The sequence below is a fragment of the Propionivibrio sp. genome, assembly GCF_041441355.1.
Lineage (GTDB): Bacteria > Pseudomonadota > Gammaproteobacteria > Burkholderiales > Rhodocyclaceae > Propionivibrio.
Genome location: NZ_JASDTF010000043.1, coordinates 50,979 through 77,668, shown reverse-complemented (window position 1 = coordinate 77,668; position 26,690 = coordinate 50,979). Strand labels below are relative to the sequence as shown.

The window sequence follows — 26,690 nt, the reverse complement described above, 5'->3', positions numbered from 1 at the left end:
CGCTGCCACTGTCTTCGCAGGAGTTCCCATGGCCATCGAATCCGCTCCCGGCCGGCCCGGCTGGGTCGCCGCCGACTTTACCCTGCCCGACACGCAGGGCGTGCAGCACGATCTCGCCGGCTTGCGCGGCCCGAACGGCCTGCTCCTGATGTTCATCTGCAACCACTGCCCTTACGTGCAGGGCATCCTCGACCGCATCTGCCGCGAGGCGCGCGAACTGCAGGCGCTCGGCTACGGCGTCGCGGCGGTGATGAGCAACGACGTCGTCGCCTATCCCGACGACGCGCCGGACAAGATGGCCGCGCTGGCCGTCGAACGCGGCTTCACCTTCCCCTACCTCTACGACGCCAGCCAGGACGTGGCCCGCACCTACGACGCCGTGTGCACGCCGGACTTCTTCGGCTTCGACCGCGAACTGCGCCTCGTCTATCGCGGTCGCCTCGACTCCTGCGGCAAGAACCCGGCGACGCCGGACCTGCGCCGCGAGCTTTTCGAGGCGCTGCGCCAAGTTGCCGAAGGCGGCCGCGCGCCGACCGAGCAAAGGCCCAGCATCGGCTGCTCGATCAAGTGGCGCGACTGACGCGCGCACGGCGAAAGGTGGCGCTTTAGCCAGAGCGCATCAAAACTCCTGCAACAAGGTCAGCTCTTCGTCGGTGTGGCGCAGGCGAATGGCCAGGGTGCGCGCCAGCTTGGAGACGATCATGAAGGCGATGCGCTTGTGCTCTTCCGCCAGGAAGTTGAATTTCTCGAGCGAAAGCACGTAGAGCGCGCAGTCCCGTGCCGCCACGGCGTCGTTGCCGCGCGGCCGGTGATCGAGGAAGGCCAGTCCGCCGAAAAACTCGCCGCGCCCGAAGGTGGCGATGTGGTACTGGCGCGTCGAGTTGCCGACATACCCCATGATCTTCACCTCGCCCCCGCGCAGCAGGTAGAGGTTGGCGTCGCTGTCGCCGCGCCGATAGATCGTCTCACCAGCCAGGTAGATACGCTCCTCGAGGCAGGCGCGCAGGTCGGCCATGGTGTCGTCCCGGCTGCCCTTGAACAGTTCGATCTCGTGCAGTTCAAGCGGCGGCAGCTGCGTGTCGTCGCGGCTGACCTCGCCGAGCAGGCGCTCCTCGACCCATTCGATCGCCGATTCGAGTGAAGGCATGACCAGCACCGTCCCGCTCTCGTCGATGACCCCGGAAAGCTCGAGAAACTCGCGCAGGTTGCGGCCGTTGGGCAGCGTTTCACGCACGCTCGAAAGCAGCAGCGGCGCTTCGCGTTCGGCGAGCACGTCGCGCACCTGCTTGAGCATGTGCGCCGCGGTGACGTCGAGCGACTGCACGCGCTTGAAGTCGAGGATCAGGAAATCGACGCGCAGCAGATCGGGCTCGAGCGTCAGGTAGAGTTGCCGGGCGGTGCCGAAGAACAGGCTGCCTTGCAGCTCGTAGATCACGGCAGCATCGCCGCGCGCTTCGAGGATGCGCAACTCGTCTTCCGGGCGGTACCAGGTCGAGGAGCGACGGCTGACGAGGCTCTTGCGCCGAACGACGTTGCCGCCGACCTGTTCGCGCAGGAACAGCACCACCGAAAGGACGACACCCGCCGCCGATGCGGCGATCAGCCCGACGAACAGGGCGACGCCGATGACCACCAGGACCACCGAGAAATCAAGCACGGTCGAGCGCGATTCGAGGAAGCGCAAGGGGTCGGTGTCGATCATGCGCAGGGCGACGACGATCAGCACCCCGCCCAGGGCGGCCACCGGGATCCAGGCCACGAAGGCGCCGAGCAGCAGCCCGGCAACCAGTGTCAGCGCGCCTTCGACGATGCCCGAGATGCGCGTCTGCGCGCCGCTCGAGAGGTTGACGAGGCTCGCCCCCATGGTGCCCGCCCCGGGCATGCCGCCGACCGTCGCCGCCACGACATTGGCAAAGCCTTGCGCCGCCAGCTCGCGGTCCGGGTCGTGCCGGGTGCGCGTCATCTGGTCGAGGACAACACTGGTCTTGAGCGTATCGATCGAGAGCAGGGCCGCCAGCGTCAGCGCGCTGCCGACCAGGTTGCCGACCTGGACCAGCCGCAACTCGCCGATCTCCCGCCAGCGTTGAGCGATCAGCTCGAGGTAACCCGCCCCCGAAGCCCCCAGTTCGCCGATCACCAGTCCGTTGCCCTCCAGCGTGCGCAGGCTCGGATCGCCGACCGCCAGTCCGCCGTAGGTCAAGGCCCCGGCCAGCAACCCGAGGACGGTGCCGGGGACGGCACGGGTCAATCGCGGCGCCAGCAGCATCACCCCGGCAGTGGCCCCGCCGACCGCCAGCGCACGCCAGTCCCAGAGCGCCGGGGAGAGCAAGGCGGAGAACCAGGCCACGCCGTCGGGAACGCCCATCAGCTTGGGCAACTGGCTGCCAATGATGACCAGCCCGACGCCCGAGAGGTAACCGCTGACCACCGGATACGGGATGTACTTGATCAGGCGCCCGACGCCGAGAAAACCGATCAGCAGCTGGATCGCCCCGGAAAGGATGCCGAGTACGGTCATCAACAGCACGACCACTGGCGGCGCCACGCCCTGATGCACGAACTCGAAGGCGAAGGCGGCCAGAACCGCGGCCGCCGGCGCACACGGCGCGCTGATCAGGCGGTCGGTGCCGCCGAAGGTCGGCGCCAGCAAGCCGAGGGCGATCGCCCCGAACAGACCGGCGAGCGCGCCGAAGGCGGTGTACTGCGGCCCAAGCGCGGCATACGCGGTGACGCCATAGGCCACCGCGGCCGGCAAGGCGACCAGCATCGCCGCGCCACCGCCCCAGAAATCGCCCGAATGACGCATCCAGGTGCCGGAGAATTCGCGCATTCTTGTTTCTCCCGTACGAACGTCGGCGCCGCCTGTTGTCGATGCCGACGTGCTTCGTTTCAGCATATGCCAACATCCGTCGTTTCGCGCCCCCCATGAAACCCGCGCAACACCTAGCCCTCACGCCCGCCGCGGCAAGCACACGCGGGTTTGCAGCGCCGTTCGCCGTTGGTCTAGACTGCGGATTGGCGCGCTTTAGCGACGTCCGAACGCTAGTGACAGTGTTTTCGAAGACTTCCGAGGCTGCTGCCGTGATGCCCTGTTCCGCCGTCCCCGCTCCCCTTGTTTCCGCCCGGCGCTCTGGCCCCGACGGCGCAGGCGCGATCGGGCACGGTCCAGTCCAGTCTTTTTTGCCGTGCGCTCGTCGCGCGGCCCACGCAACCGACTTCCCCTGCCTGGAGCCCACTCATGCCTGAAACCCCCTCCCGCAGCAACGGCGCAACCCTGCGTGCCGAAGTCGACGACAAACTCCTGACCCGCGTCGCGGCGGAACCGGCCACCGCCAACACCAAGGAGATCTACAAAGCGCTCGCCCAGGTGGCGCGCGACCGCCTCGCCCGGCGCTGGGTCGAGACCCAGAGCGCCGACCGGCGCAACAAATCGCGCCGCATCTATTACATGTCGATGGAATTCCTCATCGGGCGCTCGCTGGACAACGCCTTGTCGGCGCTCGACTTGCACGACGCGGCAAGCGAAGCCTTCGCCGGCACCGGCGCACCGCCGGTAAGCGACATCTTCGAATGCGAGCCCGACGCCGCGCTCGGCAACGGCGGCCTCGGCCGTCTCGCCGCCTGCTTCCTCGACTCGATGGCCACACTCGAGCTGCCCTCCTGGGGTTACGGCATGCGCTACGAATACGGCATGTTCGCCCAGTCGATCATCAACGGCGCCCAGGTCGAACACCCGGACTCCTGGCTGGTCGACGGCACTCCCTGGGAATTCCCGCGACCCGGAACGCACTTCACCGTGCGTTTCGGTGGCACGGCCGAACACCACGGCGAATGGGCCGAGTGGAACGCCGCCGAGGCTGTCGAGGCGCGTGCCTACGACTACGTCATCCCCGGCCACGCCACCGAACGGGTCAGCACCTTGCGCCTGTGGAAGGCCGGCGCGCCGGCGCAGATCGACCTCAACGCCTTCAATTCCGGCGACTACGCGCGCGCCGCCGAATTCAAGAACCGGTTCGAGAACATCTCCTGGGTGCTCTACCCCAACGACAGCACGCCCGCCGGGCGCGAGCTGCGCCTGCGCCAGGAATATTTCTTCGTCTCCGCCTCGCTGCAGGACATCCTCTTCCATCACCTCGAGGAACACCCGAGCCTCGCCAACCTCGCCGACCAGGTCGCCATCCACCTCAACGACACACACCCGGCGATCGCCGTCGCCGAACTCATGCGCCTCCTGTGCGACGAACACGGCATGCTCTGGAGCGACGCCTGGGCGCAGTGCCGGCGCATCTTCTCCTACACCAACCACACGTTGATGCCGGAGGCACTGGAAACCTGGCCGGTCGGTCTGATGCAGTACCTGCTGCCGCGCCACATGCGCATCATCTTCCGCATCAACCAGGAGTTCCTGAATGAAGTGGCGCAGCGCTTCCCCGGCGACATCGACCTCATCCGCCGCGTGTCGCTGATCGACGACGCCGACGGCAACCCGGACAACAAGCGCGTGCGCATGGCGCACCTGTGCATCGTCGGCAGCCACCGCATCAACGGCGTCTCGCAGCTGCACTCCGACCTCATGGTGCAGACCATCTTCGCCGATTTCGCTCGCCTCTATCCCGAGCGCTTCCACAACAAGACCAACGGCGTCACCCCGCGCCGCTGGCTCGGCCAAGCCAACCTGGGCCTCGCGCGCCTGATCGACACGCGCCTGGGCAAGGACTGGCGGCATCACCTCGACCGCCTTGCCGAATTGCGCCCGGCTGCGGAAGACGCCGGTTTCCGGCAGGAATTCGCAGCCGCCAAGCGGGCCAACAAGCAGCGCCTGGCCGACTACATCCAGCGCGAAACGGGCATCGTCCTCGACCCCGACAGCCTCTTCGACGTTCAGGTCAAGCGCATCCACGAATACAAGCGCCAGCTGCTCAACGTCCTGCACGTCATCACCCGCTACAACATGATCCTGCACGGCCAGGGCGAACACTTCCCGCCGCGCAGCGTGATCTTCGCCGGCAAGGCCGCCTCGTCGTACCAGATGGCCAAGCAGATCATCCACCTGATCCACGACGTGGCCAACGTGGTCAACAACGACCCGCGCACTCGAGGCAAGCTCAGGGTCGTCTTCATCCCCAACTACGGCGTTTCGGTCGCCGAGCTGATCATGCCCGCGGCCGACCTTTCCGAGCAGATCTCGACCGCCGGTACCGAAGCCTCGGGCACCGGCAACATGAAGCTCGCCCTCAACGGCGCGCTGACCATCGGCACCGAGGACGGCGCCAACATCGAAATCCGCGACAACGTCGGCGCCGACAACATCTTCATCTTCGGCAACAGCACGCCGCAGGTGCAGGCCCTGCGCCGCAACGGTTACGACCCGCGCGCCATCTACCAGAACAACCCGCTGCTCAACGAGACGCTGAACAAGATCGACGGCGGCTTCTTCTGCAACACCGACCGGCGTCGTTACCACGACGTGTTCAACAGTCTGGTCAACTACGGCGACCATTACCTGCTGCTCGCCGACTACGCCGACTACCTCGCCACCCAGATGCGCATCGACGACCTCTTCCGCACGCCCGACGCCTGGGCGCGCAAGGCCATCCTCAACGTCGCCGGGATGGGCAGCTTCTCGTCCGATCGCACCATCCGCGAATACGCCATCGATACCTGGAACATGCAGCACCTTCTCCGGAAAGGATGACATGCTGAGCAAGGCCGAAGCCCTCGCATTGTGTCGTGCCGAGCACGGCGACCCGTTCGCCGTGCTCGGCCTGCACCCCGACAGCAAGGGGCGCCTGTGGCTGCGCACCCTGCAACCCGGCGCCAACGCCGTCACCGTGATCGACGCCGAGAGCGGCGAGGCGGTGATCGAGCTGCAAGAGCGCAAACTGGACGCACTCGGCGAACACTCCGGTCTGTTCGAGGCCTCGCTGCTCGGCCGAAACCGCGACTTCCCCTATCGCCTGCGCATCGCCTGGCCCGGCGGCACGCAGGAGATCGAAGATCCGTACCGTTTCCCGCCCGTGCTCGGCGAGATGGACGTCTGGCTGCTCGCCGAAGGGTCGCACCTGCGTCCCTTCGAGCGCCTGGGCGCCCACCTGCGCGTGGTCGACGGCGTGCCCGGAACGGCCTTCGCCGTCTGGGCGCCCGACGCGCAACGGGTCAGCGTGATCGGCGACTTCAACACCTGGGACGGCAGACGTCATCCGATGCGCCTGCGCCGCGAATGCGGGGTGTGGGAAATCTTCATCCCCGGCGTCGGTGAAGGCGCATGCTACAAGTTCGAAATCCGCTCGCGCGAAGGCCAGCTGCTGCCGCACAAGGCCGACCCCTACGGCTTCGCGGCCGAGTTGCGCCCGTCCACCGCCTCGGTCGTCCACGCCCTCACCCCGCGCAACGTCCCACCGCGCATCGCGCCCGGCAGCCGCCTCGACCGGCCGGTATCGATCTACGAGGTACACCTCGGTTCCTGGCGCCGACGCAGCGACGGCGGTTTTCTCGACTGGCAGGAACTCGCCGAACAGCTCATCCCCTACGCCAGCGAGCTCGGTTTCACCCACCTCGAGCTGCTTCCCATCTCCGAACACCCCTTCGACGGGTCCTGGGGTTACCAACCGCTCGGCCTGTACGCGCCGACCGCGCGCTTTGGCCCGCCGCAGGGCTTTGCCGACTTCGTCGCCGCCTGCCATGCCGCCGGGCTCGAAGTGATCGTCGACTGGGTGCCGGCGCACTTCCCGAGCGACGAGCACGGCCTCGGTCGCTTCGACGGCCGGCCGCAGTACGAACACGCCGACCCGCGCGAAGGCATGCACCAGGACTGGGGCACGCTGATCTACAACTTCGGCCGGCGCGAGGTGTTCAACTACCTCGTCGGCAACGCGCTGTTCTGGATCGAACGCTACGGCGTCGACGGCCTGCGCGTCGACGCCGTGGCCTCGATGCTCTACCGCGACTACAGCCGCGAGGCCGGCGAGTGGGTGCCCAACATCTACGGCGGGCGCGAGAACCTCGAAGCCGTGCACTTCCTGCGCCGGATGAACGAAGTGCTCGGCCAGGAATGCCCCGGCGCCGCCACCTACGCCGAAGAGTCGACCGCCTGGCCCTCGGTCAGCCGGCCGCCGTCGATGGGCGGCCTCGGCTTCCACTACAAGTGGAACATGGGCTGGATGCACGACGTCCTCAACTACATGGCGCGCGACCCGGTGCATCGCCGCTACCACCACAACCAGCTCACCTTCGGGCTGCTCTACGCGTTCACCGAGAACTTTGTCCTCCCGCTGTCGCACGACGAGGTGGTGCACGGCAAAGGCTCGCTGCTCGCCAAGATGGCCGGCGACTACTGGCAGAAATTCGCCAACCTGCGCACGCTCTACGCCTTCATGTGGGCGCACCCGGGCAAAAAGCTGCTGTTCATGGGCGGTGAGTTCGGCCAGTGGAACGAGTGGAACCACGATGCCGCGCTCGACTGGGGCCTGCTCGCCTTCCCGCAGCACGACGGTGTACGCGCCCTGATCCGCGACCTCAACCACTTCTACCGCGACACGCCGGCGCTGCACGAAATCGACTTCGAACCCGCCGGCTTCGAGTGGATTTCAGCCAACGATTCGGACAATTCGGTGATCGCCTTCGTCCGCCGTGGCCGCGATCGCCAGCGGGCGGTGCTCTGCGTCTGCAACTTCACCCCGGTGGTGCGCCGCGACTATCGCCTGGGCGTTCCCGGCCCGGGCGCCTGGGTCGAACGCATCAACACCGACTCGCATTTCTACGGCGGCAGCAACGTCGGCAACCCCTGCGGCCAGGCCGACGCCGAGCCGGTACCCGCGCACGGCCAGGCTTGGTCGGTGCAGCTCACGCTGCCACCGCTGGCCACCGTGCTCTTCGAATGGCAACACTAGCCGCCGCACCGGCGCTGCGCCGCGGCCGTCCCTGGCCGCTCGGCGCGCACGTCGAAGCGGGCGGCGTCAACTTCGCGCTCTTTTCGGCGCACGCCACGCGCGTCGAGCTGTGCCTGCTCGACGATGACGGCGAGCAGCGCCTCGACCTTCCGGCCTGCACCGACCAGGTGTGGCACGGTTTCCTGCCCGGTGCCGGCGCAGGATTGCGCTACGCCTACCGGGTGCACGGCCCCGTGGGTGATGGTCATCGTTTCGATCCGCGCCGCCGCCTGCTCGACCCCTACGCACGCGAAATCGACGGCGTCTTCGCCTACGCTGACGACACCACCGTACCCGGCCTGCATGCGCGCGTGGTCGATGACGACGCCTTCGACTGGGGCGACGACCGCCCGCCGCGGACCCCGTGGGCCGACACCCTGCTCTACGAAGTCCATGTAAAGGGCGCCACGCGCCTCCACCCGGGCGTTCCCAAGGCGCTGCGCGGCACCTACGCCGGGCTCGCCAGCCCGGCCATGCTCGAGCATTACCGCGCGCTCGGGGTCACCGCGCTCAAACTGCTGCCGGTCCACGCCTTTCTCGACGAGGAACGCCTAGTGCGCAGCGGCCTCAGCAATTACTGGGGCTACAACACGCTCGCCTTCTTCGCCCTCGAGCCACGCTACGCGGCCGGCCAGGCCAAAAATTCGCCGCGCGACGAATTCCGCCGCATGGTCCGCAGCCTGCACGCCGCCGGCCTCGAGGTCATCCTCGACGTGGTCTTCAACCACACCGCCGAAACCGACGAGTTCGGGCCGACCCTCAGCTTCCGCGGCATCGACAACGCCAGCTACTACCGCCTGCACCCCGACGACCCGCAACGCTACGAAAACTTCAGCGGCTGCGGCAACACCTTCAAACTCGCCCATCCACGCGCCCTGCAGCTGACCCTGGACGCGCTCCGTTATTGGGCTGGCGAGATGCACGTCGACGGCTTCCGCTTCGACCTCGCCGCCGCGCTCACCCGCGACAGCGCTTTTCTCGCCGCCGTGGCGCAGGACCCGCTGCTCAGCCGCGTCAAGCTGATTGCCGAGCCGTGGGACCTGGGCCCCGACGGCTACCGTCTGGGCCACTTCCCGCCCGGGTGGAGCGAATGGAACGACCGCTTCCGCGACGACGTTCGCGCCTTCTGGCTGACCGGCGGCACCGGTGCCGGCGCGCTGGCGCAACGCCTCGCCGGCTCGAGCGAAATCTTCAATCACGCCGGGCGCGCCCCGCAGGCCGGAATCAACTTCATCACCGCGCACGACGGCTTCACCCTGCGCGACCTCGTCAGCTACGCGCACAAGCACAACGCGCTCAACGGCGAAGGCAACCGCGACGGCAACGACCACAACCATTCGACCAACTGCGGCGCGGAAGGCGACAGCTCCGACCCGACGGTGCTGGCCTGCCGCCACCGCCTCGTCCGCGCCCTGCTGGCGACACTGGCCACCGCGCAAGGCGTGCCGATGCTGCAAGGCGGCGACGAACTCGGGCGCACCCAGGCCGGCAACAACAACGCCTACTGCCAGGACAACGCGCTGACCTGGTTCGCCTGGGAAAATGCTGAAAGCAAAGCCGCGGGCACCACCAATGCTGGCACTGCGCCCCCCGCCACCAACGCCGCCTCCGAACTGCAGGCCTTCGTCGCCGGGCTCTTCGCCCTGCGTCGCCGCCTGCCGCAACTGCGCCGCGAAACCTGGCTCAGCGGCCAGCCCGACGCGCACGGTCGCCCCGACGTGTGCTGGTGGCACCCGGAAGGCCGCGCGCTGAACGAGGCCGACTGGCAAACCGCCCCGCCCAGTCTTGGCATGCTGCTTGAGCCGCAGGAGCCATCGAAATCGCCCGCGCCACACGCGTCGGACACCACCACACCGCGCCTGCTGATTCTCTACAACCGTGCCGCGCAGCCCGTCCGCTACGTCCTGCCCGCCGGGCCCTGGACCCGCGTCTGCGCCACCGCTACGGCGTCACCGTTCGCCGAGAAAGACTGCGCCGGCGCGGTCGAAGCCGACGCCCAAGCGGTCCAGATCTACCTGCAAGCGAGCCCCCCCGCCGCGCCTGCGCCCTGACCCGGAGCCCGCCATGCCCCTACCCCGCCAGAGCGGCATCCTGCTGCATCCGAGCAGCCTCCCCGGCCCGCACGGAGCGGGCGACCTCGGCGCGGCCGCCTACCACTTCGTCGACTGGCTCGCCGCCGGCGAGCAAAGCCTCTGGCAAGTGCTACCGCTCGGCGGCGTCGGCCCGGGCAACTCGCCGTACATGAGCCCGTCGGCGTTCGCCGGCAACGAACTGTTCATCGACCTCGAACGCCTGCTTGCCGCCGGCTGGTTGCGCCCGTCCGAGCTCGAACCACGGCCGGACTTCAGCGCCCACCAGATCGACTACGCGGCCTTGCGCGCCTACCGCCTGCCGCGCCTGCACCGCGCCGCGGAACGCTTTTTCGCCGACGTGCGCCGTGATGCGCAAGCCGACTTCGCCGATTTCTGCGCCGAGCACAGCGACTGGCTCGACGATTACGCCTTGTTCATGGCCCTCGACGGAAAATTCGGCGCGCACGGCAAGGTCTGGCAGGACTGGCCCGCGCCTCTTGCCAAGCGCAGCCCCGGCGCCCTCGCCAAAGCTGCGGAGGAATTGGCCGAGGCCTGCCGCTTCTGGCGCTTCTGCCAATGGTGCTTCCACCGCCAATGGGACGCCCTGCACCAGCACGCCCACGCGCGCGGTGTCGAGCTGGTCGGCGACATGCCGATCTTCGTCTCGCCGCACAGCGCCGACGTCTGGGCCCACCAGCACCTCTTCGACCTCGACGCCGGCGGGCGGCCACGCGTCGTCGCCGGCGTCCCGCCCGATTATTTCAGCGCCACCGGGCAGCACTGGGGCAACCCGCTTTACCGCTGGCCGGCGCACGCCGCCGAAGGTTATGCCTGGTGGATCGCCCGCCTCAGGCACACCTTCCGCCTCTGCGACGTGGTGCGCATCGACCACTTCCGCGGCTTCGAGGCCTACTGGGAGATTCCGGCCGACGCCGAGACGGCGGCCTCCGGGCGCTGGCAACCCGGTCCAGGACTGGCCCTGTTCGCTGCTTTGCGCGACGCGCTGGCGGAGGACGGACGGCCCCTGCCGATCATCGCCGAGGACCTCGGCGAAATCACCCCGGAGGTCGACGCCCTGCGCCATGCCGTCGGCCTGCCCGGAATGCGCATTCTCCAGTTCGCCTTTGACGGGCGCAGCGACAACCCCTATCTGCCCCACAATCACGAGCGCGACAGCGTGGTTTACACCGGCACGCACGACAACGACACGACGCGCGGCTGGTGGCAGGCGCTCGAACCGACGACGCAGGACTACGTGCGCCGTTACCTCGGCGTCGATGCACGCGGCATCGAATGGGACCTGATCCGCGCCGCCTCGGCCTCGGTCGCCAGCCGCGCGATCGTGCCGATGCAGGACGTCCTCGGCCTGGGCAGCGAGGCGCGCATGAACCGCCCCGGCGTCGCCGAAGGCAGCTGGACGTGGCGTTTCGACTGGGCGCAGGTCGCTCCCTGGCACGCCGAACTGCTCGCCGACCTGGCCCGCGTACATGGTCGCGCTGGCCGCCGCCGGAGCGACCGGGACGCGCACCGCGGATGACGGATGAGCGACGTGCCCGCGCAGCAGGCTTGGCGCAGGCGAAAAAAAGCTTATAGTTAAAGGGTCGCGGCGCTTCGCGTGTCCCACTGGTGGCATTCCGGCAGCGCCTAGCCGGACCCCAGTCCGACCTTCCGATCCACGGTTCAGTTCATGAAAGGAAAGCGCATGGCCGAGACGACCCGCAAGACCGCCACGAAGACCGGAGCCAAGACCGTGGCCAAGCCCGCGACCAAGGCTGTGGCCGCCAAACCTGCCGCGGCCGCCGCAAAAGCGACGCCCAAGACCACCAAGCCGAGCACCGCAACGCCCGCGCGCAAGACGACCGCGCCGGCCAAGACGGTGAGCCCGAGCACGGGACGCAAGACGGTCAAGACCGTCGTCAACGCCACGGCCGTCGTCATCAGCGACGAACAGCGCTACAAGATGATCGCCGAGGCAGCGTATTACCGTGCCGAAAGCAGCCAGTTCCAGAGCGACCCGGTGCGCGACTGGATCGAAGCCGAAAAGGACATCGCAGCACTGCTCAACGGCCACAACGCAAACTGAGCGTCGGAACGCCCCGGCTCCTTTGCCGGGGCCGGCCAGTCCGGCCGCCCGCTGGCGGTCGACGCTATGCGCCCAGCAGGGCGCGGTAGAGGCGGATGTAATGCGCCGCCGAATCGTCCCAGGAGAAGTCCTGCGCCATGCCGCGCAGCTGTACCGCACGCCAGCGTTCGGGGCTGCGATACAGCTGGCACGCGCTCCGGATCGACTCGGCCAGCGCGTGGCGCGAGGCGTCGCCGAAGACGAAGCCCGTCGCACGGTCGGCACGTAGATTGTCTTCGTTCGCGTCGACCACCGTGTCGGCCAGACCACCGACCCGACGCACCAGCGGCAGGGTGCCAAAGCGCAAGGCGTAGAGCTGGGTCAGACCGCAAGGCTCGAAGCGCGACGGCACCAGCAGCACGTCGGCGCCCGACATGAAGCGGTGCGAAAGCGCTTCGTCGTAGCCAATGCGCACCGCGACGTTGCCCGGGTTGACCGAGGCCGCGTAACGGAAACCGGCTTCAAGGTCGCCGTCGCCGCTACCCAGCACGGCCAGCTGCCCGCCTTCGCGCAAAAGCTCGGGCAGGGCGGCAAGCAGGAGGTCCATGCCTTTCTGCGAGGTCAGCCGGCTGACCACGGCAAAGAGCGGCCCGGGCGCATCGGGCGCCAACCCGAGTTCCTCGCGCAGCGCGCGCCGGCACTCGGCCTTGCCCGCGAGGTCCTGAGCCGAATACGGTGCCACCACCTGCCCGCTCGCCGGGTTCCAGATCGAATAATCAACGCCATTGAGAATGCCCGACAGCACGTTGCTGCGTTCGCGCAGCACGCCCTCGAGCCCCCAGCCGAATTCGGGCGTGCAGATCTCGTGCGCATAGGTCGGGCTGACCGTGGTCACCCGATCGGCATAGACAAGGCCGGCCTTCATGAACGAGATTTTGCCGTGGAACTCGACCCCGGTCGGGGTCAGCTTGCGCAGCGGCAAGTGCATCTCGGGGTGCAGTTCGAGCGGGAAGATGCCGCGGAAGGCCAGGTTATGCACGGTGAACACCGACTTGACCGTGCGCGCGGGGTTCTGCGCCAGATACACCGGCGCCAGGCCGGCATGCCAGTCGTGCGCATGCACCACGTCGGGCGTCCAGTCCGGGTCGAGTTCGCCCGCGCCCAGATGGGCGGCGACCCAGCCGAGCAGTGCGAAGCGGCGATGGTTGTCGCTCCAGTCGTTGCCGTCGGGGCCGACGTAAGGGTTGCCGTTGCGGCGGTAGAGGAAGGGCGCGTCGATGACGTAGGCCGGCAGGCCGCTGTCGGGCAGGCGACCGAGCTTGAGCACGATCACCGCGGCGCTGAAGGCCGGGCCGAGCCGCGCGACGGGGCGCAGGTCGCGCACGCCTTCGAGGATCGCCGGCAACCCCGGCAACAGCAGGCGCGCCTCGAGCCCCTGCTTGACGAGCGCGGGCGGCAGGGCGGCCACGACATCGGCCAGCCCTCCGGTTTTGACGAGAGGGAAGATTTCGGAAGCGACGTGAAGAATGCGCATGGGTTAAACGGAAAAAAACGATGAGCTTATCAGGCCAGTCGGTCGATCATGTTCTGCGTCACCAGAGTGATGCCATTCTCGGTCCGCCGGAAACGGCGCGCGTCTTCCTGCGCATCCTCGCCGATCACCATTCCGGGCGGAATGCGCACGCCGTGGTCGACGATGCAGCGGCTCAAACGCGCATGCCGGCCGATCTCGACGTCGGGCAGCAGGACCGACCAGTTGATGCGGGTGTAGGAATGCACACGGCAACCCGAGAACAGCACCGAGCGGTTGAGTTCGCCGGAGATGATGCAGCCGCCGGCGATCGTCGATTCGATGGCGATGCCGTGCCGGTCGATCTGGTTATGCACGAACTTGGCCGGCGGCAGCTGCGGCTGATAGGTCCACACCGGCCAGCGGGCGTCGTAGAGGTTGAGCAGGGGTTCGGTCGCGGTCAGGTCGACGTTGGCTTCCCAGTAAGCGTCGACGGTCCCGACATCGCGCCAATAGTGTTCGCGTTCCGGCCCCTCTTCCGGGGCATGCACGCAGCTCAGCTCGAACGGGTGGGCCTGGGCGACGCCGTTGCGCACCGCGGCCGGAATGATGTCCTTGCCGAAGTCGTGACTCGACTCGGGATCGACGATGTCGCGCTGCAGCTCGCGGTACAGGTAGGCGGCATTGAAAATATAGATGCCCATGCTGCACAGTGCACTGTCCGGCTTGCCGGGCATCGCCGGCGGATCGGCAGGTTTTTCGATGAAGGCGGTGATGCGCCGGTTTTCGTCGACCGCCATCACGCCAAAACCGGAGGCCTCCTTGCGCGGCACCTCGATGCAGGCGATCGAGCATTCGGCGCCGCTCTCGACGTGATCGACGAGCATCGAGACGTAGTTCATCTTGTAGATGTGATCGCCGGCGAGGATGACCACGAATTCGGGCGCAGGGCGGTAGTTTTCGATGATGTCGATGTTCTGGTAGACGGCATCGGCGGTGCCGCGGTACCAGGACTCCTCGTCGACGCGCTGCTGTGCCGGCATCAGGTCGACAAACTCGTTCACTTCTCCGCGCAGGAAACTCCAGCCGCGTTGCAGGTGGCGCAGGAGGCTGTGCGATTTGTATTGGGTGATCACCCCGACGCGCCGGATGCCCGAGTTCACACAGTTGGACATCGCGAAGTCGATGATGCGGTATTTGCCGCCGAAATACACAGCCGGCTTCGCGCGCCGGTCGGTCAGCTCATGCAGGCGGCTGCCACGCCCGCCCGCCAGGACCAGGGCAACGGCCCGCCCGAGCAACTGGAAAGTGCGCCTTTCGATCATCTCCCCTTACTCCTCGCAAGAAATTGCCTGCTGGCCGCACCCTTTCAGCTGATCACGTCCGGGGCATTACGACCGGTGAATTCACGTATGCTCGCCACGCGTTCGGCCAAGGCGACAAGCGACGCCAACGCCTGCTGCACGGGCAGGTCATGGTGCGCCGGGTCTGCCTCGTAACGCTCGAGGTAGACGCGCAGCGTGGCGCCTTCGGTGCCGGTCCCGGACAAGCGAAAAACGACGCGCGAACCGTCCTCGAGCAGGATGCGTACGCCCTGTTTCTCGCTGCGCGAACCGTCAACCGGGTCGGTGTAGCAGAAATCGTCGGCGGCACGGATCGCCCCGGCCGGCGTCGTCTGCCCGGGAAGTCCGGCCAGTGCGGCCCGCAGGGCGGCGAACAGGGCGTCGGCGCGTTCGCTGGCGATGCCTTCGTAATCGTGGCGCGCATAAACGTTGCGCCCGAAACGGCGCCAGTGTGCGCGCACCACGGCCTCCACCGTCTCGTCGCGGGCGGCGAGGATGTTGAGCCAGTAGAGCACGGCCCACAGTCCGTCTTTCTCGCGCACGTGGTTCGAACCTGTACCGGCGCTCTCCTCGCCGCAGAAGGTGGCCATGCCCGCGTCGAGCAGGGTGCCGAAATACTTCCAGCCCGTCGGCGTCTCGAAACATGGCACCTGCAACGCGGCGGCAACGCGATCGACGGCACAACTGGTCGGCATCGAACGGGCGACCCCGGCGATGCCCTTGGCGTAGGCCGGGATATGCACATGATTTGCGGCGATCACCGCCAGGCTGTCGCTCGGGCTGACGATGAACCCGCGGCCGACGATCATGTTGCGATCGCCATCGCCGTCGGAGGCGGCGCCGAAGGAGAGGCCGTTGGCCGGATCCGCGACGGCGGCGACCAGATCGGCGGCATAGACCGGATTGGGGTCGGGATGGCCGCCGCCGAAGTCGGGCAGCGGCACGCCATTGACCACCGTTCCGGCCGGCGCACCGAGCCGGTCTTCGAGGATGGCTTTGGCGTAAGGACCATTGACCGCATGCATGGCGTCGAAGCGCATGCGGAACTCGGGACGCTGGAGCAGCGCGGCGATGCGGTCGAAGTCGAACAACGACTCGAGCAGCTCGGCGTAGTCGGCCACCGGATCGATGACCTCGACCCGCAGTTCGCCGAGCAGGGTTTCGCCGCAACGCGAGAGATCGACCGGTGCCGCCTCGACGATGCGGTATTCGTTCAGCGCCTGAGTGCGCGCATAAACCGCGTCAGTGAAACTCTCGCTGGCCGGACCGCCATTGCTCTGGTTGTACTTGACGCCGAAGTCGCCGTCCGGGCCGCCGGGGTTGTGGCTGGCCGAGAGGATGATGCCGCCGAAGGCCCGGCGCTTGCGGATCACCGCGCTCGCCGCCGGCGTCGATAAAATGCCGCCCTGACCGACAAGCACGCGCCCGAAGCCGTTGGCCGCCGCCATGCGCAAAATGGTCTGGATGGCGACATCGTTGAAGTAGCGCCCGTCGCCGCCCAGCACCAGAGCCTGCCCGGCCCGTTCGGGCAGGCAATCGAAGAGCGACTGAACGTAGGTTTCAAGGTAGCCCGGCTGGCTGAACACGCTGACCTTCTTGCGCAGGCCGGAGGTGCCGGGCTTCTGCCCGGCGCAAGGGGTGCAAGGGACGCAGACGATCTTCATGGCGGAACCGAACTCGGAAACGAAATCCTGGGTGGACGATGGAGGAGGGGCTGATCCGCGACGTTCGCTCAGACGGCATGCCGTTTACAGAACGATAACAGCGCCTGCGTGGACGCGTCGAGGGATTTCGCCTGCGCCGGGTCGTGGAAGGCCGGCAGGATGCGGTGCGCCACCGCCTTGCCGAGTTCGACGCCCCATTGATCGAAGGGATTGATCCCCAGGATCGCGCCATGCGCGAAAACCTTGTGTTCGTAGAGCGCGACGAAGGCGCCGAGCGTCGCCGGATCGAGAGCGGCCAGCAGCAGGGTCGACGACGGCTGGTTGCCGGCAAAGACCCGATGCGGCAACAAGGCTTCGAGCGCGGCGGGCGCCAACCCTTCTTGGGCCAAGGCCGCGCGCACCTCGTCGGGGGTACGCCCGAAGGCTAGCGCCGAACTCTGGGCGAAACAATTGGCGAGCAGCGCTTCCTGATGGCCGGGGACGGCGAAATCCGAGCGTACGCTGGCGATGAAGTCGCAAGGCACCAGACGGCCGCCCTGATGCAACAGCTGGAAGAAGGCGTGCTGGCCGTTGTTCCCGAGTTCGCCCCAGACGATGGGCGAAGTGGCGCAACCGACCGGAGCCCCATCGGCCGTCACCGACTTGCCGTTGCTTTCCATCTCGAGTTGCTGCAGGAAGGACGGAAAATAGCGTAAGGACTCGTTGTACGGCAGGACGGCGTTGGTTTCGGCCCCGAGGATGTTGGTGTTCCAGATCCCGAGCAGTGCCATCAGCACCGGCAGATTGCGTGCCAGCGGGGCGGTGCGGAAGTGTTCGTCCATGCGCTCGGCACCGCGCAGCATTTCGTCGAAGGCGTGCGGCCCGATGGCGATCATCAGCGCCAGTCCGACCGCCGACCACAGCGAATAGCGGCCGCCGACCCAGTCCCAGATGGGGAAAACGCGTTCGGCATCGAGTCCGAAGGCGATCGCCCGCTCGGGTTTGCTCGACACCGCGGCGAAATGCGCGGAGAGATCGACCTCGTCGCCCAGGTTGGCGCGCAGCCAGGCGCGGGCCGTCTGCGCATTGAGCATCGTTTCCTGGGTGGTGAAAGTCTTGCTCACGACGATGAACAAGGTGGTGCGGGGATCGAGCGTCTGCAACAGCGGCGCGATCTGCGCCCCGTCGAGGTTGGAGACGTAATGCACGTCCAGCGCCGGATGGCTCAAGGCGCGCAGGGCGTGATTCATCATCTTCGGCCCGAGGTCGGAGCCGCCGATGCCGATGTTGACCACGTCGCGGATCGGCATTCCCGTGTGCCCGAGACATTTTCCGGCGCGCAGCCGCTCGGCGAAATCCGCCATCCGCTGGCGCGTGGCCTGCACTTCGGGCATCACGTCAGCACCGGCCGGGAACGGGGCGGACGAACGCCGCAGGGCAACGTGCAGGACCGCACGCCCCTCGCTCACATTGATCGGATCGCCCGCAAACATGCGCTCGATCTTGGCCGGCAGCGCGGCGGCCTCGGCCAGCGCCACGAGCCCATCCATCGCTTCGACGTTCACGCGCTGCTTGGAATAATCGAGGTGCAGACCGTCGAAATCGGCGCTCAGCCGTTCAACGCGCTGCGGATCGGCGGCAAAAAGATCGCGCAGGTGGCTCGCGGCCAGCCGTGCTCCTTGTGCCTGAAGCCGTTGCCAGGCTTCGCTCGTACTTACGGTCATGTTCATCTCCATGGGTTTTCGGTCGCCCGCTTCAGGATTGCCCCGGACCATGCTCCGGCGCACTGGTCAGCAGCTCGGTGCCAGCCTGGCGAGAAAGCTCGAGGTAACGCTCGAACTGACGCAGAACGTCGGCGATCACCTCGTCGCGGGTCATGTAGCGGATGTCATAGCCGGCACGGCCGTCGGCGAAATAGGTCACCGGCAGACAATGATCGCCCTCTCCCTGCCCGCGGTAAGCGGCGGCCACGGGGTTGAAGACCGCATCCGGACGGCATTGCAGCTCGACGCCATAGACGAAATCGCGCCGCCCTTCCTGCGGCACGACCAGCGCCAGGTGGTCTTCGTCGGCGGTTTCGATGCGGCAGGACATCCCGCGCGTCTCAAGTGCGCGCGCCACTTCGCTCATGCCCGAACGCGCTACGTCCTGCATGAAACGGCGCACATCGTCGCGGTGACGTCCGTGCAACAACACGTCGAGCCGGTATTTCCAGTTGTGGCCGGACCAGAAATTGGTCGCCGGCGAAAGCTTACGATCGATGTGCAGCAAATCCGCGCGCAGCCCTTGCATCAGGATGACGCAGAGCAGGAGCATGATCGCGGCGAAGGGCAAGGCAGCGATCAGGGTCATCGACTGCAGCGCAGACAAGCCGCCGGCATACAGCAACAGTCCGGCGGTCAGCCCCAGCACGACGGCCCAGAAGAGCCGCTGCCAGACCGGCGACGACGGATTTCCGCGGCTGGCGATGGTGTCGATGACGAAGGCGCCGGAGTCGGCCGAGGTGACGAAGAAGACGGCGATCAGGATCACCGCCAGCGACGAGGTCAACCCGGAGACCGGCAGGTAATCGAAGAAGATGAAGAGCAGCGCGTCGACCTGGCTGGCGGCAGCCGACAGGGCGCCGTTGGCGGTATTCTGGTCGAGCCAGATCGCGGTGTTGCCAAACAGCGTCATCCACAACAGGTTAAAGCCGGTGGGCACGAACAAGGCCCCGAGGATGAACTCGCGGATCGTCCGCCCGCGCGAGATGCGCGCGATGAACAGGCCGACGAAGGGCGACCAGGAGATCCACCAGGCCCAGTAAAGGATGGTCCAGCCCGAAAACCAATCGGCACTGTTGGCCGGTTCGTAAGCGAAGCTGCGGAAGGTCAGGGCCACGACCGAGGAAAGGTAGTTGCCGACGTTTTCCAGCAACAACCCAAGCACCGCGATCGTCGGCCCGGCCAGGAGCACGAACAGGCCGAGCGCCATCGCCAGCAGCAGATTGAATTCCGACAGCCGCTTGACGCCCTTGTCCAGGCCCGAGGCGGCAGAGACTCCGGCCAGCGCGACGACGCAGGCGATCAGCCCGAACTGGAAGGTCTGCGTCCCGGTGTCCCAGCCGGTCAGCCGGTGCAGCCCGGCGGAGAGCTGGAGCACCCCGAAACCGAGGGTGGTCGCGATGCCGAAGATGCTGCCGACCAGGGCAAAAACGTCGACGGCATGCCCCAGCGGCCCGTTGATGCGCTCGCGCAACAGCGGGTAAAGCCCCGAGCGCAGGCTCAGCGGCAGGTTGTAACGGAAACCGAAATAGGCGAGCACCAGGCCGACCAGCGCATACACCGACCAAGCGTGGAAGCCCCAGTGAAAGAAGGTCGTGGTCATCGCCTCGCGCGCGGCGGCCGGCGTTCCCGGCGGAGCCAGCGGCGGCGCGGTGTAGTGCATCATCGGCTCGGCAACCCCGAAATAGAGGAGACCGATGCCCATGCCAGCGGCAAACAGCATCGCCAGCCATGAGGTGAAGGAGAATTCCGGGCGCGTGTCGTCGGCACCGAGGCGGATGCTGCCGTAACGGCTGGCGGCGATGACCAGCAGCAAGATCGAGAAAATCGCCACCGCCAGCAAGTAGAACCAGGAGAAATGCGCGGCGACCCAACGCTGGCCGGCGAGGAAGAAGCGCTCCGCGCCGTCCGGATTGACGCTACAGACCGCCAGCAGGGTGACGAGAATCAGAATCCCGGGCACGAAAACCGGCAGGCTCCAGGTCGATCGCAGGCGGCTCGCCTCGTGGGGTGGTGACGTCACGTTCGCCCTCCATGGCATTTCGATATCTTGTCACTCTAAACCGCGCCCCGCCGGCTGTCCAACCGCCAAACGCCACAGTGCGTGCTTTACAGCCGATTTTTACTAGAAAAAACGATGGTCTTGGCGGATAATCCAGACGGACTATCGCTCTCGGTATCGCCGCCCCGAGTCTGGAATCGCTGCCCGAACCGGGCGCTCCGGCAGAACGCGCGGCACGAACCCCGCACGACGTGAAGGCGAGCGCCCGTGGTCAGGCAAGTGTCTGGCTGTGCCAGCGGGCTGATGTTGGTTTTTGTTTTTTTATCTATGAGGATGGAATCATGACTATCAAGGTAGGCATCAACGGCTTCGGACGCATCGGTCGCATGGTTTTCCGCGCTGCCGTGCAAAATTTCAGTAAGGACATCGAGGTCGTCGGCATCAACGACCTGCTCGAACCCGACTACCTCGCCTACATGCTCAAGTACGACTCAGTGCACGGCCGATTCAAGGGTGAAGTCTCGGTCGAGGGCAACCACCTGATCGTCAACGGCAAGAAGATCCGCCTGACCGCCGTCAAGGATCCGGCCGAACTCAAGTGGAACGAAGTCGGCGCCGACATCGTCATCGAATCGACCGGTCTCTTCCTGACCAAGGAAACCTGCGAGAAACACCTTGCCGCGGGCGCCAAGAAGGTCATCCAGAGCGCACCGTCGAAGGACGACACGCCGATGTTCGTCTTCGGCGTGAACCACGAAACCTATGCCGGCGAAGCGATCATCTCGAACGCCTCGTGCACCACCAACTGCCTGGCCCCGGTGGCCAAGGTGCTGAACGACACCTGGGGCATCAAGCGCGGCCTGATGACCACGGTGCACGCCGCCACCGCCACCCAAAAGACCGTCGACGGCCCGTCGAACAAGGATTGGCGCGGCGGCCGCGGCATCCTCGAGAACATCATCCCGTCCTCGACCGGCGCCGCCAAGGCCGTCGGTAAGGTCATCCCGGCGCTCAATAAGAAGCTCACCGGCATGGCCTTCCGCGTCCCGACCTCGGACGTCTCGGTCGTCGACCTGACCGTCGAGCTCAACAAGGAAGCCACCTACGCTGAGATTTGTGCGGCGATGAAGGCCGCCTCGCAAGGCGCGCTCAAGGGCGTGCTCGGCTACACCGAAGACAAGGTCGTCGCCACTGACTTCCGCGGCGAGCCCTGCACTTCGGTGTTCGATGCCGAAGCCGGCATCGCGCTCGACAGTACCTTCGTCAAGATCGTCGCCTGGTACGACAACGAGTGGGGCTATTCGAACAAGGTTCTCGAAATGGTGCGCGTGATCGCCAAGTAATTCACGCCAAGGAAGGGCACTGCGCGTCAGTGCCCTTTTTTTCTCTTCATTTTGTGCATCGGACACCACCATGACTTTCAAGCGTCTCACCGACCTTAACGTCAAAGGGCTGCGCGTCTTCATCCGCGCCGACCTCAACGTCCCGCAGGACGACTCTCTCGCCATCACCGACGACACCCGCATCCGCGCCGCGTTGCCGGGCATCCGCTACGCCCTCGAACAGGGCGCGGCGGTGATGGTCACCTCCCACCTCGGCCGCCCCACCGAAGGCGAATTCAAGACCGAGGATTCGCTCGCACCGGTCGCCCAGCGCATGGCCGAGCTGCTCGGCCAGCCCGTCCGCCTCGTCCAGAACTGGGTCGACGGCGGCTTCGAGGTCAAGCCCGGCGAAATCGTGATGCTGGAGAACAGCCGCTGCAACAAGGGCGAAAAGAAGTGCAACGAAGAACTCTCCCAGAAGATGGCCGCGCTGTGCGACGTCTGGGTGATGGACGCCTTCGGCACCGCCCACCGTGCCGAGGCCACGACCTACGGCATGGGCAAGTTCGCCAAGATCGCCTGCGCCGGCCCCTGCGTCGCCTCCGAACTCGAAGCCCTGACCAAGGCCCTCGCCCAACCGGCGCGGCCGCTGGTGGCCATCGTCGGTGGCTCCAAGGTGTCGACCAAGCTGACCGTCCTCGAAAGCCTCGCCGACAAGGTCGATCAGCTGGTCGTCGGCGGCGGCATCGCCAACACCTTCCTGCTCGCTGCGGGCAAGAAGATCGGCAAATCGCTCGCCGAACACGACCTCGTCGACCAGGCCAAGGCCGTGATGGCCAAAGTCAAGGTACCGCTGCCGACCGACGTCGTCTGCGCCAAGGAGTTCTCGGCCACCGCCGTCGCCACGGTGAAGAGCGTCGATGAAGTCGCCGATGACGACATGATCCTCGACATCGGCCCGCAATCGGCGCAAGCGCTGGCCGCAATCATCGCCCAGGCCGGAACCGTGGTCTGGAACGGCCCGGTCGGCGTGTTCGAAATGGACGCTTTCGCCAACGGTACCAAGGCACTGGCCGCAGCGGTCGCCAGCTCCAAAGCCTTTACCTTGGCCGGCGGCGGCGACACCGTCTCGGCAATCAATGTCTTCGACATCCAGGACAAGGTCGGCTACATCTCGACCGCTGGCGGGGCCTTCCTTGAGTTCCTCGAAGGCAAGCGCCTGCCTGCCGTCGACATCCTCGAAGCGCGCAACGCAAACTAGATGCCACAGTCGCCGGAGCGCCCGCCCCTAGGGCGCTTCGGCCGCGATGACATCCGCCCGCCAGCCCCCTATAATCGACTCGACGGCCACAGGGTGAGCCGTTGGCACCGTGAAGAAGCGGTGCACAGCCGGCCTCGGTCGGCTGACGAAAAATAATTTTTGAGAAGGGTATGGCAATGACCGTTCATCTGTATTTTTCGCTGATCCCCGAAGCGCTCATCGCTTCCAACCTGCCACCGGAAGAATTCGGCCAGTACTACGCCACCGGCAGCGGTTTCAAGTCCAAAGGCCAATGCCTGTTCTTCGAAGTCGATCCGACCTTCCGTCACCCGTATTTCGAGATCGATACCGCCTTCGCTCGCTGCGTCCCGGCGCCCGACGGCACGCCCAAGCACTCGGTCTATGTTTCGACCTACCGCGTGCTCGAGCACCTGCCGCTCAGCGCACTGGGCAAGCTCTACCTGACCACGGCCTACGGCCACACGCTGGGCCTTGAGCGCGGCGACGCCCTGCCCGCGCGCGACAGCAGCGGCCGCCACCTCTATCAAGACCTCTCACCGGTCAACAGCCTGGTGGTCAGCAACCTTGAGCCGCATGGCTTCTACGAGAGCGTCACCGTAAAACCGACCAAGTTCGTGCGCTTCCCGGCGCTCGTCTTCGTCGAACTGCGCCTCGACGACCTGGCCACCGACCCGGAAAATGGCCAGGCCAACGACCTGCCCTACGACTACCTGCATCACCTGCGCGAAGCCCTGATGATCCTGACCCCGCGTCGCAGCAACGACGATACGCCGACGACGAAGGACAGCAAGATGGTGCAGCGCGTCCACCCGCTCGACTTCCCGTTCCGCATGGTCAAGAACGGCTTCTTCGTCGGCAACGGCAATGACTTCGCCTACTACCCGATGCCGTCGTACCGGGAACTGCGCGACAACCACAACCACTGGTGGCGTTCTGCGAACGCCTGACGCGAGGAAATCCATCGCACCAAACGACAGCTCTGTGCCGGCCAACACTGGGACAGGGCTGTTTTTCCATCCACCACAATTTATCTTTTTGTCATAACTATAACCTTCGTAAGCCCGTGTTTACTGGCACTGCAGGGAGCAATAGGCTAAAATCGACATCTTGCCTCAAGGAAATGTAACTTCGGGAGAACGCATCTCCCTCGACAAAAAAAAGGACGCACCATGAATCGCCACACCAAGATCGTCGCCACCCTCGGCCCCGCTTCCTGCGCCCCGGAAACCCTCGAAAAACTGATCCGCGCCGGAGTCGATGTCTTCCGCATGAACTTCTCGCACGGATCGGCGCAGGACCACATCGATCGTGCCGCGCATGTGCGCCAAATCGCCGCCACGGTCGGCCGCCCGATCGGCCTGCTGGCTGACCTGCAGGGTCCGAAAATCCGGGTCGGCAAGTTCGAGAACGGCAAGATCAACCTCAAGGACGGTGACAAGTTCATCCTCGACGCCAAGTGCGAACTCGGCAATCAGGAGCGCGTCGGCCTCGATTACAAGGACCTGCCGAACGACGTCGAAGCCGGCAACATCCTGCTCCTCGACGACGGCCGCATCGTGCTCGAAGTCGAGCGCGTCGTCGGTGCCGAGATCCACACCTTCGTCCGCCACGGCGGCGACCTCTCGAACAACAAGGGCATCAACCGTCAGGGCGGTGGCCTCTCGGCCCCGGCGCTGACCGCCAAGGACATGGAAGACATCAAGACGGCGGCCAAGATCGGCGTCGATTTCGTCGCTGTGTCCTTCCCCAAGAGCGCCTCCGACATGTACATGGCGCGCCAGCTGATGCGCGCCTCGGGCGGCCACGCCCTGACCATCGCCAAGATCGAACGCGTTGAAGCCGTCGCCGCCCTCGAGGAAATCCTCGACGCCTCCGACGGTCTGATGGTCGCGCGCGGCGATCTGGCGGTTGAAGTCGGCGACGCTGCCGTGCCGGCCCTGCAAAAGCGCATGATTCATCTGGCGCGCGAGAAGAACAAGCTGACCATCACAGCAACGCAGATGATGGAATCGATGATCCTGGCCCCGACGCCGACCCGTGCCGAAGTCTCCGACGTCGCCAACGCGGTGCTCGACGGCACCGACGCGGTGATGCTCTCGGCCGAAACCGCCGCCGGCAACTACCCGGTGCAAACCGTGCAGGCGATGGCCCGCATCTGTCTCGAAGCCGAAAAGTCGCTGCAGATCACGCTCGACCGCGAGTTCCTCGACCGCACGTTCACCCGCATCGACCAGTCGATCGCGATGGCCTCGCTGTTCGCCGCCTACCACCTCAAGGTCAAGGCCGTCGCGGCGCTGACCACCTCGGGTTCGACGGCATTGTGGATGAGCCGCCTCAACTGCGGCATCCCGATCTTCGCCCTGACGCATGAGCCGACCTCGCAAACCAAGATGACGCTCTACCGCGAAGTCTTCCCGCTGCTCCTGCCGAATGCCAAGAACGATCGCGATGACATGCGCTACAACGCCGAGCAACGCCTGCTCGAAGCCGGCGTCGTCGAGAAGGGCGATCTCATCGTCATCAGCTACGGGGACCAGCACGGCGTCTCGGGCGGGACCAACACGCTGTCCATCGTCCGCGTCGGCGAACGTCAGCCGCCGAGCCGCAAAAAGTAAGGGGAAACGGCGGCGCGCCGCCGTTTTTATGACTATCATGTAGTCTTTCACCCTTTTGCACGGAGATCACCATGCCTCTCGTCTCGCTTCGCCAGTTGCTCGACCATGCCGCCGAACACGACTACGGTCTGCCGGCTTTCAACGTCAACAACATGGAGCAGGTCTGGGCCATCATGGAAGCCGCCAATCAGGTGGACGCTCCGGTGATCATGCAGGCCTCGGCCGGCGCGCGCAAATACGCCGGCGAGCCCTTCCTGCGCCACCAGATTCTGGCGGCGCTCGAAGCCTATCCGAACATCCCGATCGTCATGCACCAGGACCACGGCCAGTCGCTGCCGGTGTGCATGGCGGCAATCCGCTCGGGCTTCTCCTCGGTGATGATGGACGGCTCGCTCGAAGCCGACGGCAAGACCGTCGCCTCGTACGAGTACAACGTCGCCACGACCAAGAAGATCGTCGAACTGGCGCACGCGATCGGCGTCTCGGTCGAAGGCGAACTCGGCGTGCTCGGCTCGCTCGAGACGATGAAGGGCGACAAGGAAGACGGCCACGGCGCCGAAGGCACGATGACCCGTGAGCAACTGCTCACTGACGTCGAACAGGCCGCCGATTTCGTCCGCCAGACGCAGTGTGACGCGCTGGCCATCGCCATCGGCACCAGCCACGGCGCCTACAAATTCACCAAGAAGCCCACGGGCGACATCCTGGCGATCGACCGGATCAAGGAAATCCACGCCCGCATCCCGAACTGTCACCTGGTCATGCACGGCTCGTCGTCGGTGCCGCAGGAACTGCTCGCCGAGATCCGTGAATTCGGCGGCGACATGAAGGAAACCTACGGCGTCCCGGTCGAGGAAATCGTCACCGGCATCAAGCACGGGGTGCGCAAGGTCAACATCGACACCGACATCCGCCTGGCGATGACCGGCGCGATCCGCCGCTACTTCGTCGAGAAGCCCGGCATGTTCGACCCGCGCGACTACCTCAAGCCGGCGCGCGAAGCGGCCAAGAAGATCTGCCTCGCCCGCTTCGAAGCCTTCGGATGCGCCGGCCAAGGGAGCCGCATCAAGCCGATCTCGCTCGACAAGATGGCCCAGCGCTACGTCAACGGCGAGCTTGCCCAGACCGTACGCTAAACCGCTCCGCCG

At 66.2% G+C, this 26,690-nt stretch carries 17 protein-coding genes; 11 read left to right on the top strand and 6 right to left on the bottom strand.

The window, feature by feature from the left end; all coding sequences use genetic code 11:
* Window positions 1–28: 28 nt before the first annotated feature.
* Window positions 29–580: a thioredoxin family protein gene (locus tag QMB55_RS14655; RefSeq protein ID WP_497589477.1), complete on the top strand. Its 552-nt coding sequence runs from the start codon at window positions 29–31 to the stop codon at window positions 578–580.
* 39 nt (window positions 581–619) lie between these two features.
* Here the strand turns inward: QMB55_RS14655 and QMB55_RS14650 are convergent, their stop codons facing one another.
* Complete coding sequence (locus QMB55_RS14650) at window positions 620–2,830, bottom strand: SulP family inorganic anion transporter (RefSeq protein ID WP_497589476.1); 2,211 nt, start codon at window positions 2,828–2,830, stop codon at window positions 620–622.
* A gap of 408 nt (window positions 2,831–3,238) precedes the next feature.
* Here QMB55_RS14650 and QMB55_RS14645 point away from each other — a divergent pair, with 408 nt between their 5' ends.
* The 5 genes from QMB55_RS14645 (at window position 3,239) to QMB55_RS14625 (ending at window position 12,083) form a co-directional block, all read left to right on the top strand.
* Window positions 3,239–5,695 carry a glycogen/starch/alpha-glucan phosphorylase gene (locus tag QMB55_RS14645; RefSeq protein WP_497589475.1) on the top strand — a complete coding sequence of 819 codons (2,457 nt, stop codon included), beginning with the start codon at window positions 3,239–3,241 and terminating at the stop codon, window positions 5,693–5,695.
* Between the two features lies 1 nt (window position 5,696).
* The gene (glgB, locus tag QMB55_RS14640; RefSeq protein WP_497589474.1) at window positions 5,697–7,889 is read left to right on the top strand and encodes a 1,4-alpha-glucan branching protein GlgB; all 2,193 of its coding nucleotides are present in this window, start codon (window positions 5,697–5,699) and stop codon (window positions 7,887–7,889) included.
* Window positions 7,877–9,979, top strand: a complete 2,103-nt coding sequence (gene glgX, locus QMB55_RS14635; protein ID WP_497589473.1) for a glycogen debranching protein GlgX — start codon at window positions 7,877–7,879, stop codon at window positions 9,977–9,979. Before glgB ends, glgX begins: the two co-directional genes overlap by 13 nt.
* Window positions 9,980–9,992: 13 nt before the next feature.
* The gene (gene malQ / locus QMB55_RS14630; RefSeq protein WP_497589472.1) at window positions 9,993–11,537 is read left to right on the top strand and encodes a 4-alpha-glucanotransferase; all 1,545 of its coding nucleotides are present in this window, start codon (window positions 9,993–9,995) and stop codon (window positions 11,535–11,537) included.
* A 165-nt stretch (window positions 11,538–11,702) separates the two neighbouring features.
* A complete protein-coding gene (locus QMB55_RS14625) occupies window positions 11,703–12,083 on the top strand; it encodes a DUF2934 domain-containing protein (RefSeq protein ID WP_497589471.1) in 381 nt (126 codons plus the stop codon).
* A gap of 64 nt (window positions 12,084–12,147) precedes the next feature.
* Here the strand turns inward: QMB55_RS14625 and glgA are convergent, their stop codons facing one another.
* The 5 genes from glgA to QMB55_RS14600 all read right to left on the bottom strand — a co-directional run bounded on the left by glgA (window position 12,148) and on the right by QMB55_RS14600 (window position 20,344).
* A complete protein-coding gene (gene glgA / locus QMB55_RS14620) occupies window positions 12,148–13,596 on the bottom strand; it encodes a glycogen synthase GlgA (RefSeq protein ID WP_497589470.1) in 1,449 nt (482 codons plus the stop codon).
* Window positions 13,597–13,625: 29 nt separating this feature from the next.
* Entirely contained in the window at window positions 13,626–14,897 is a 1,272-nt protein-coding gene (glgC, locus tag QMB55_RS14615) for a glucose-1-phosphate adenylyltransferase (protein WP_497589469.1), read from the bottom strand.
* Window positions 14,898–14,941: 44 nt separating this feature from the next.
* Window positions 14,942–16,579 (bottom strand): alpha-D-glucose phosphate-specific phosphoglucomutase, encoded by a 1,638-nt coding sequence (locus QMB55_RS14610; protein ID WP_497589468.1) that lies wholly within the window; start codon window positions 16,577–16,579, stop codon window positions 14,942–14,944.
* Between the two features lie 68 nt (window positions 16,580–16,647).
* On the bottom strand, window positions 16,648–18,282 hold the full coding sequence (gene pgi, locus QMB55_RS14605; RefSeq protein WP_497589467.1) for a glucose-6-phosphate isomerase: 1,635 nt from the start codon (window positions 18,280–18,282) through the stop codon (window positions 16,648–16,650).
* Between the two features lie 31 nt (window positions 18,283–18,313).
* Window positions 18,314–20,344, bottom strand: a complete 2,031-nt coding sequence (locus QMB55_RS14600; protein ID WP_497589466.1) for a BCCT family transporter — start codon at window positions 20,342–20,344, stop codon at window positions 18,314–18,316.
* Between the two features lie 320 nt (window positions 20,345–20,664).
* Between QMB55_RS14600 and gap the strand changes: the two genes are divergently transcribed.
* The 5 genes from gap (at window position 20,665) to fba (ending at window position 26,678) form a co-directional block, all read left to right on the top strand.
* Window positions 20,665–21,666, top strand: a complete 1,002-nt coding sequence (gene gap, locus QMB55_RS14595) for a type I glyceraldehyde-3-phosphate dehydrogenase (RefSeq protein WP_497589465.1) — start codon at window positions 20,665–20,667, stop codon at window positions 21,664–21,666.
* Window positions 21,667–21,736: 70 nt separating this feature from the next.
* Complete coding sequence (locus tag QMB55_RS14590) at window positions 21,737–22,906, top strand: phosphoglycerate kinase (protein ID WP_497589464.1); 1,170 nt, start codon at window positions 21,737–21,739, stop codon at window positions 22,904–22,906.
* A 176-nt stretch (window positions 22,907–23,082) separates the two neighbouring features.
* Window positions 23,083–23,874, top strand: coding sequence for a hypothetical protein (locus tag QMB55_RS14585; RefSeq protein WP_497589463.1), 792 nt, complete (start codon window positions 23,083–23,085; stop codon window positions 23,872–23,874).
* Window positions 23,875–24,096: 222 nt separating this feature from the next.
* Complete coding sequence (gene pyk, locus QMB55_RS14580; protein ID WP_497589462.1) at window positions 24,097–25,542, top strand: pyruvate kinase; 1,446 nt, start codon at window positions 24,097–24,099, stop codon at window positions 25,540–25,542.
* 71 nt (window positions 25,543–25,613) lie between these two features.
* Complete coding sequence (gene fba, locus QMB55_RS14575; protein WP_497589461.1) at window positions 25,614–26,678, top strand: class II fructose-bisphosphate aldolase; 1,065 nt, start codon at window positions 25,614–25,616, stop codon at window positions 26,676–26,678.
* Window positions 26,679–26,690 lie beyond the last annotated feature (12 nt).

Excerpts from the sequence above, each read along its gene's own strand:
- QMB55_RS14655 (WP_497589477.1), top strand. The coding sequence starts at position 29 with ATGGCCATCGAATCCGCTCCCGGCCGGCCCGGCTGGGTCGCCGCCGAC.
- QMB55_RS14650 (WP_497589476.1), bottom strand. The coding sequence starts at position 2,830 with ATGCGCGAATTCTCCGGCACCTGGATGCGTCATTCGGGCGATTTCTGG.
- QMB55_RS14645 (WP_497589475.1), top strand. The coding sequence starts at position 3,239 with ATGCCTGAAACCCCCTCCCGCAGCAACGGCGCAACCCTGCGTGCCGAA.
- glgB (WP_497589474.1), top strand. The coding sequence starts at position 5,697 with ATGCTGAGCAAGGCCGAAGCCCTCGCATTGTGTCGTGCCGAGCACGGC.
- glgX (WP_497589473.1), top strand. The coding sequence starts at position 7,877 with ATGGCAACACTAGCCGCCGCACCGGCGCTGCGCCGCGGCCGTCCCTGG.
- malQ (WP_497589472.1), top strand. The coding sequence starts at position 9,993 with ATGCCCCTACCCCGCCAGAGCGGCATCCTGCTGCATCCGAGCAGCCTC.
- QMB55_RS14625 (WP_497589471.1), top strand. The coding sequence starts at position 11,703 with ATGGCCGAGACGACCCGCAAGACCGCCACGAAGACCGGAGCCAAGACC.
- glgA (WP_497589470.1), bottom strand. The coding sequence starts at position 13,596 with ATGCGCATTCTTCACGTCGCTTCCGAAATCTTCCCTCTCGTCAAAACC.
- glgC (WP_497589469.1), bottom strand. The coding sequence starts at position 14,897 with ATGATCGAAAGGCGCACTTTCCAGTTGCTCGGGCGGGCCGTTGCCCTG.
- QMB55_RS14610 (WP_497589468.1), bottom strand. The coding sequence starts at position 16,579 with ATGAAGATCGTCTGCGTCCCTTGCACCCCTTGCGCCGGGCAGAAGCCC.
- pgi (WP_497589467.1), bottom strand. The coding sequence starts at position 18,282 with ATGACCGTAAGTACGAGCGAAGCCTGGCAACGGCTTCAGGCACAAGGA.
- gap (WP_497589465.1), top strand. The coding sequence starts at position 20,665 with ATGACTATCAAGGTAGGCATCAACGGCTTCGGACGCATCGGTCGCATG.
- QMB55_RS14590 (WP_497589464.1), top strand. The coding sequence starts at position 21,737 with ATGACTTTCAAGCGTCTCACCGACCTTAACGTCAAAGGGCTGCGCGTC.
- QMB55_RS14585 (WP_497589463.1), top strand. The coding sequence starts at position 23,083 with ATGACCGTTCATCTGTATTTTTCGCTGATCCCCGAAGCGCTCATCGCT.
- pyk (WP_497589462.1), top strand. The coding sequence starts at position 24,097 with ATGAATCGCCACACCAAGATCGTCGCCACCCTCGGCCCCGCTTCCTGC.
- fba (WP_497589461.1), top strand. The coding sequence starts at position 25,614 with ATGCCTCTCGTCTCGCTTCGCCAGTTGCTCGACCATGCCGCCGAACAC.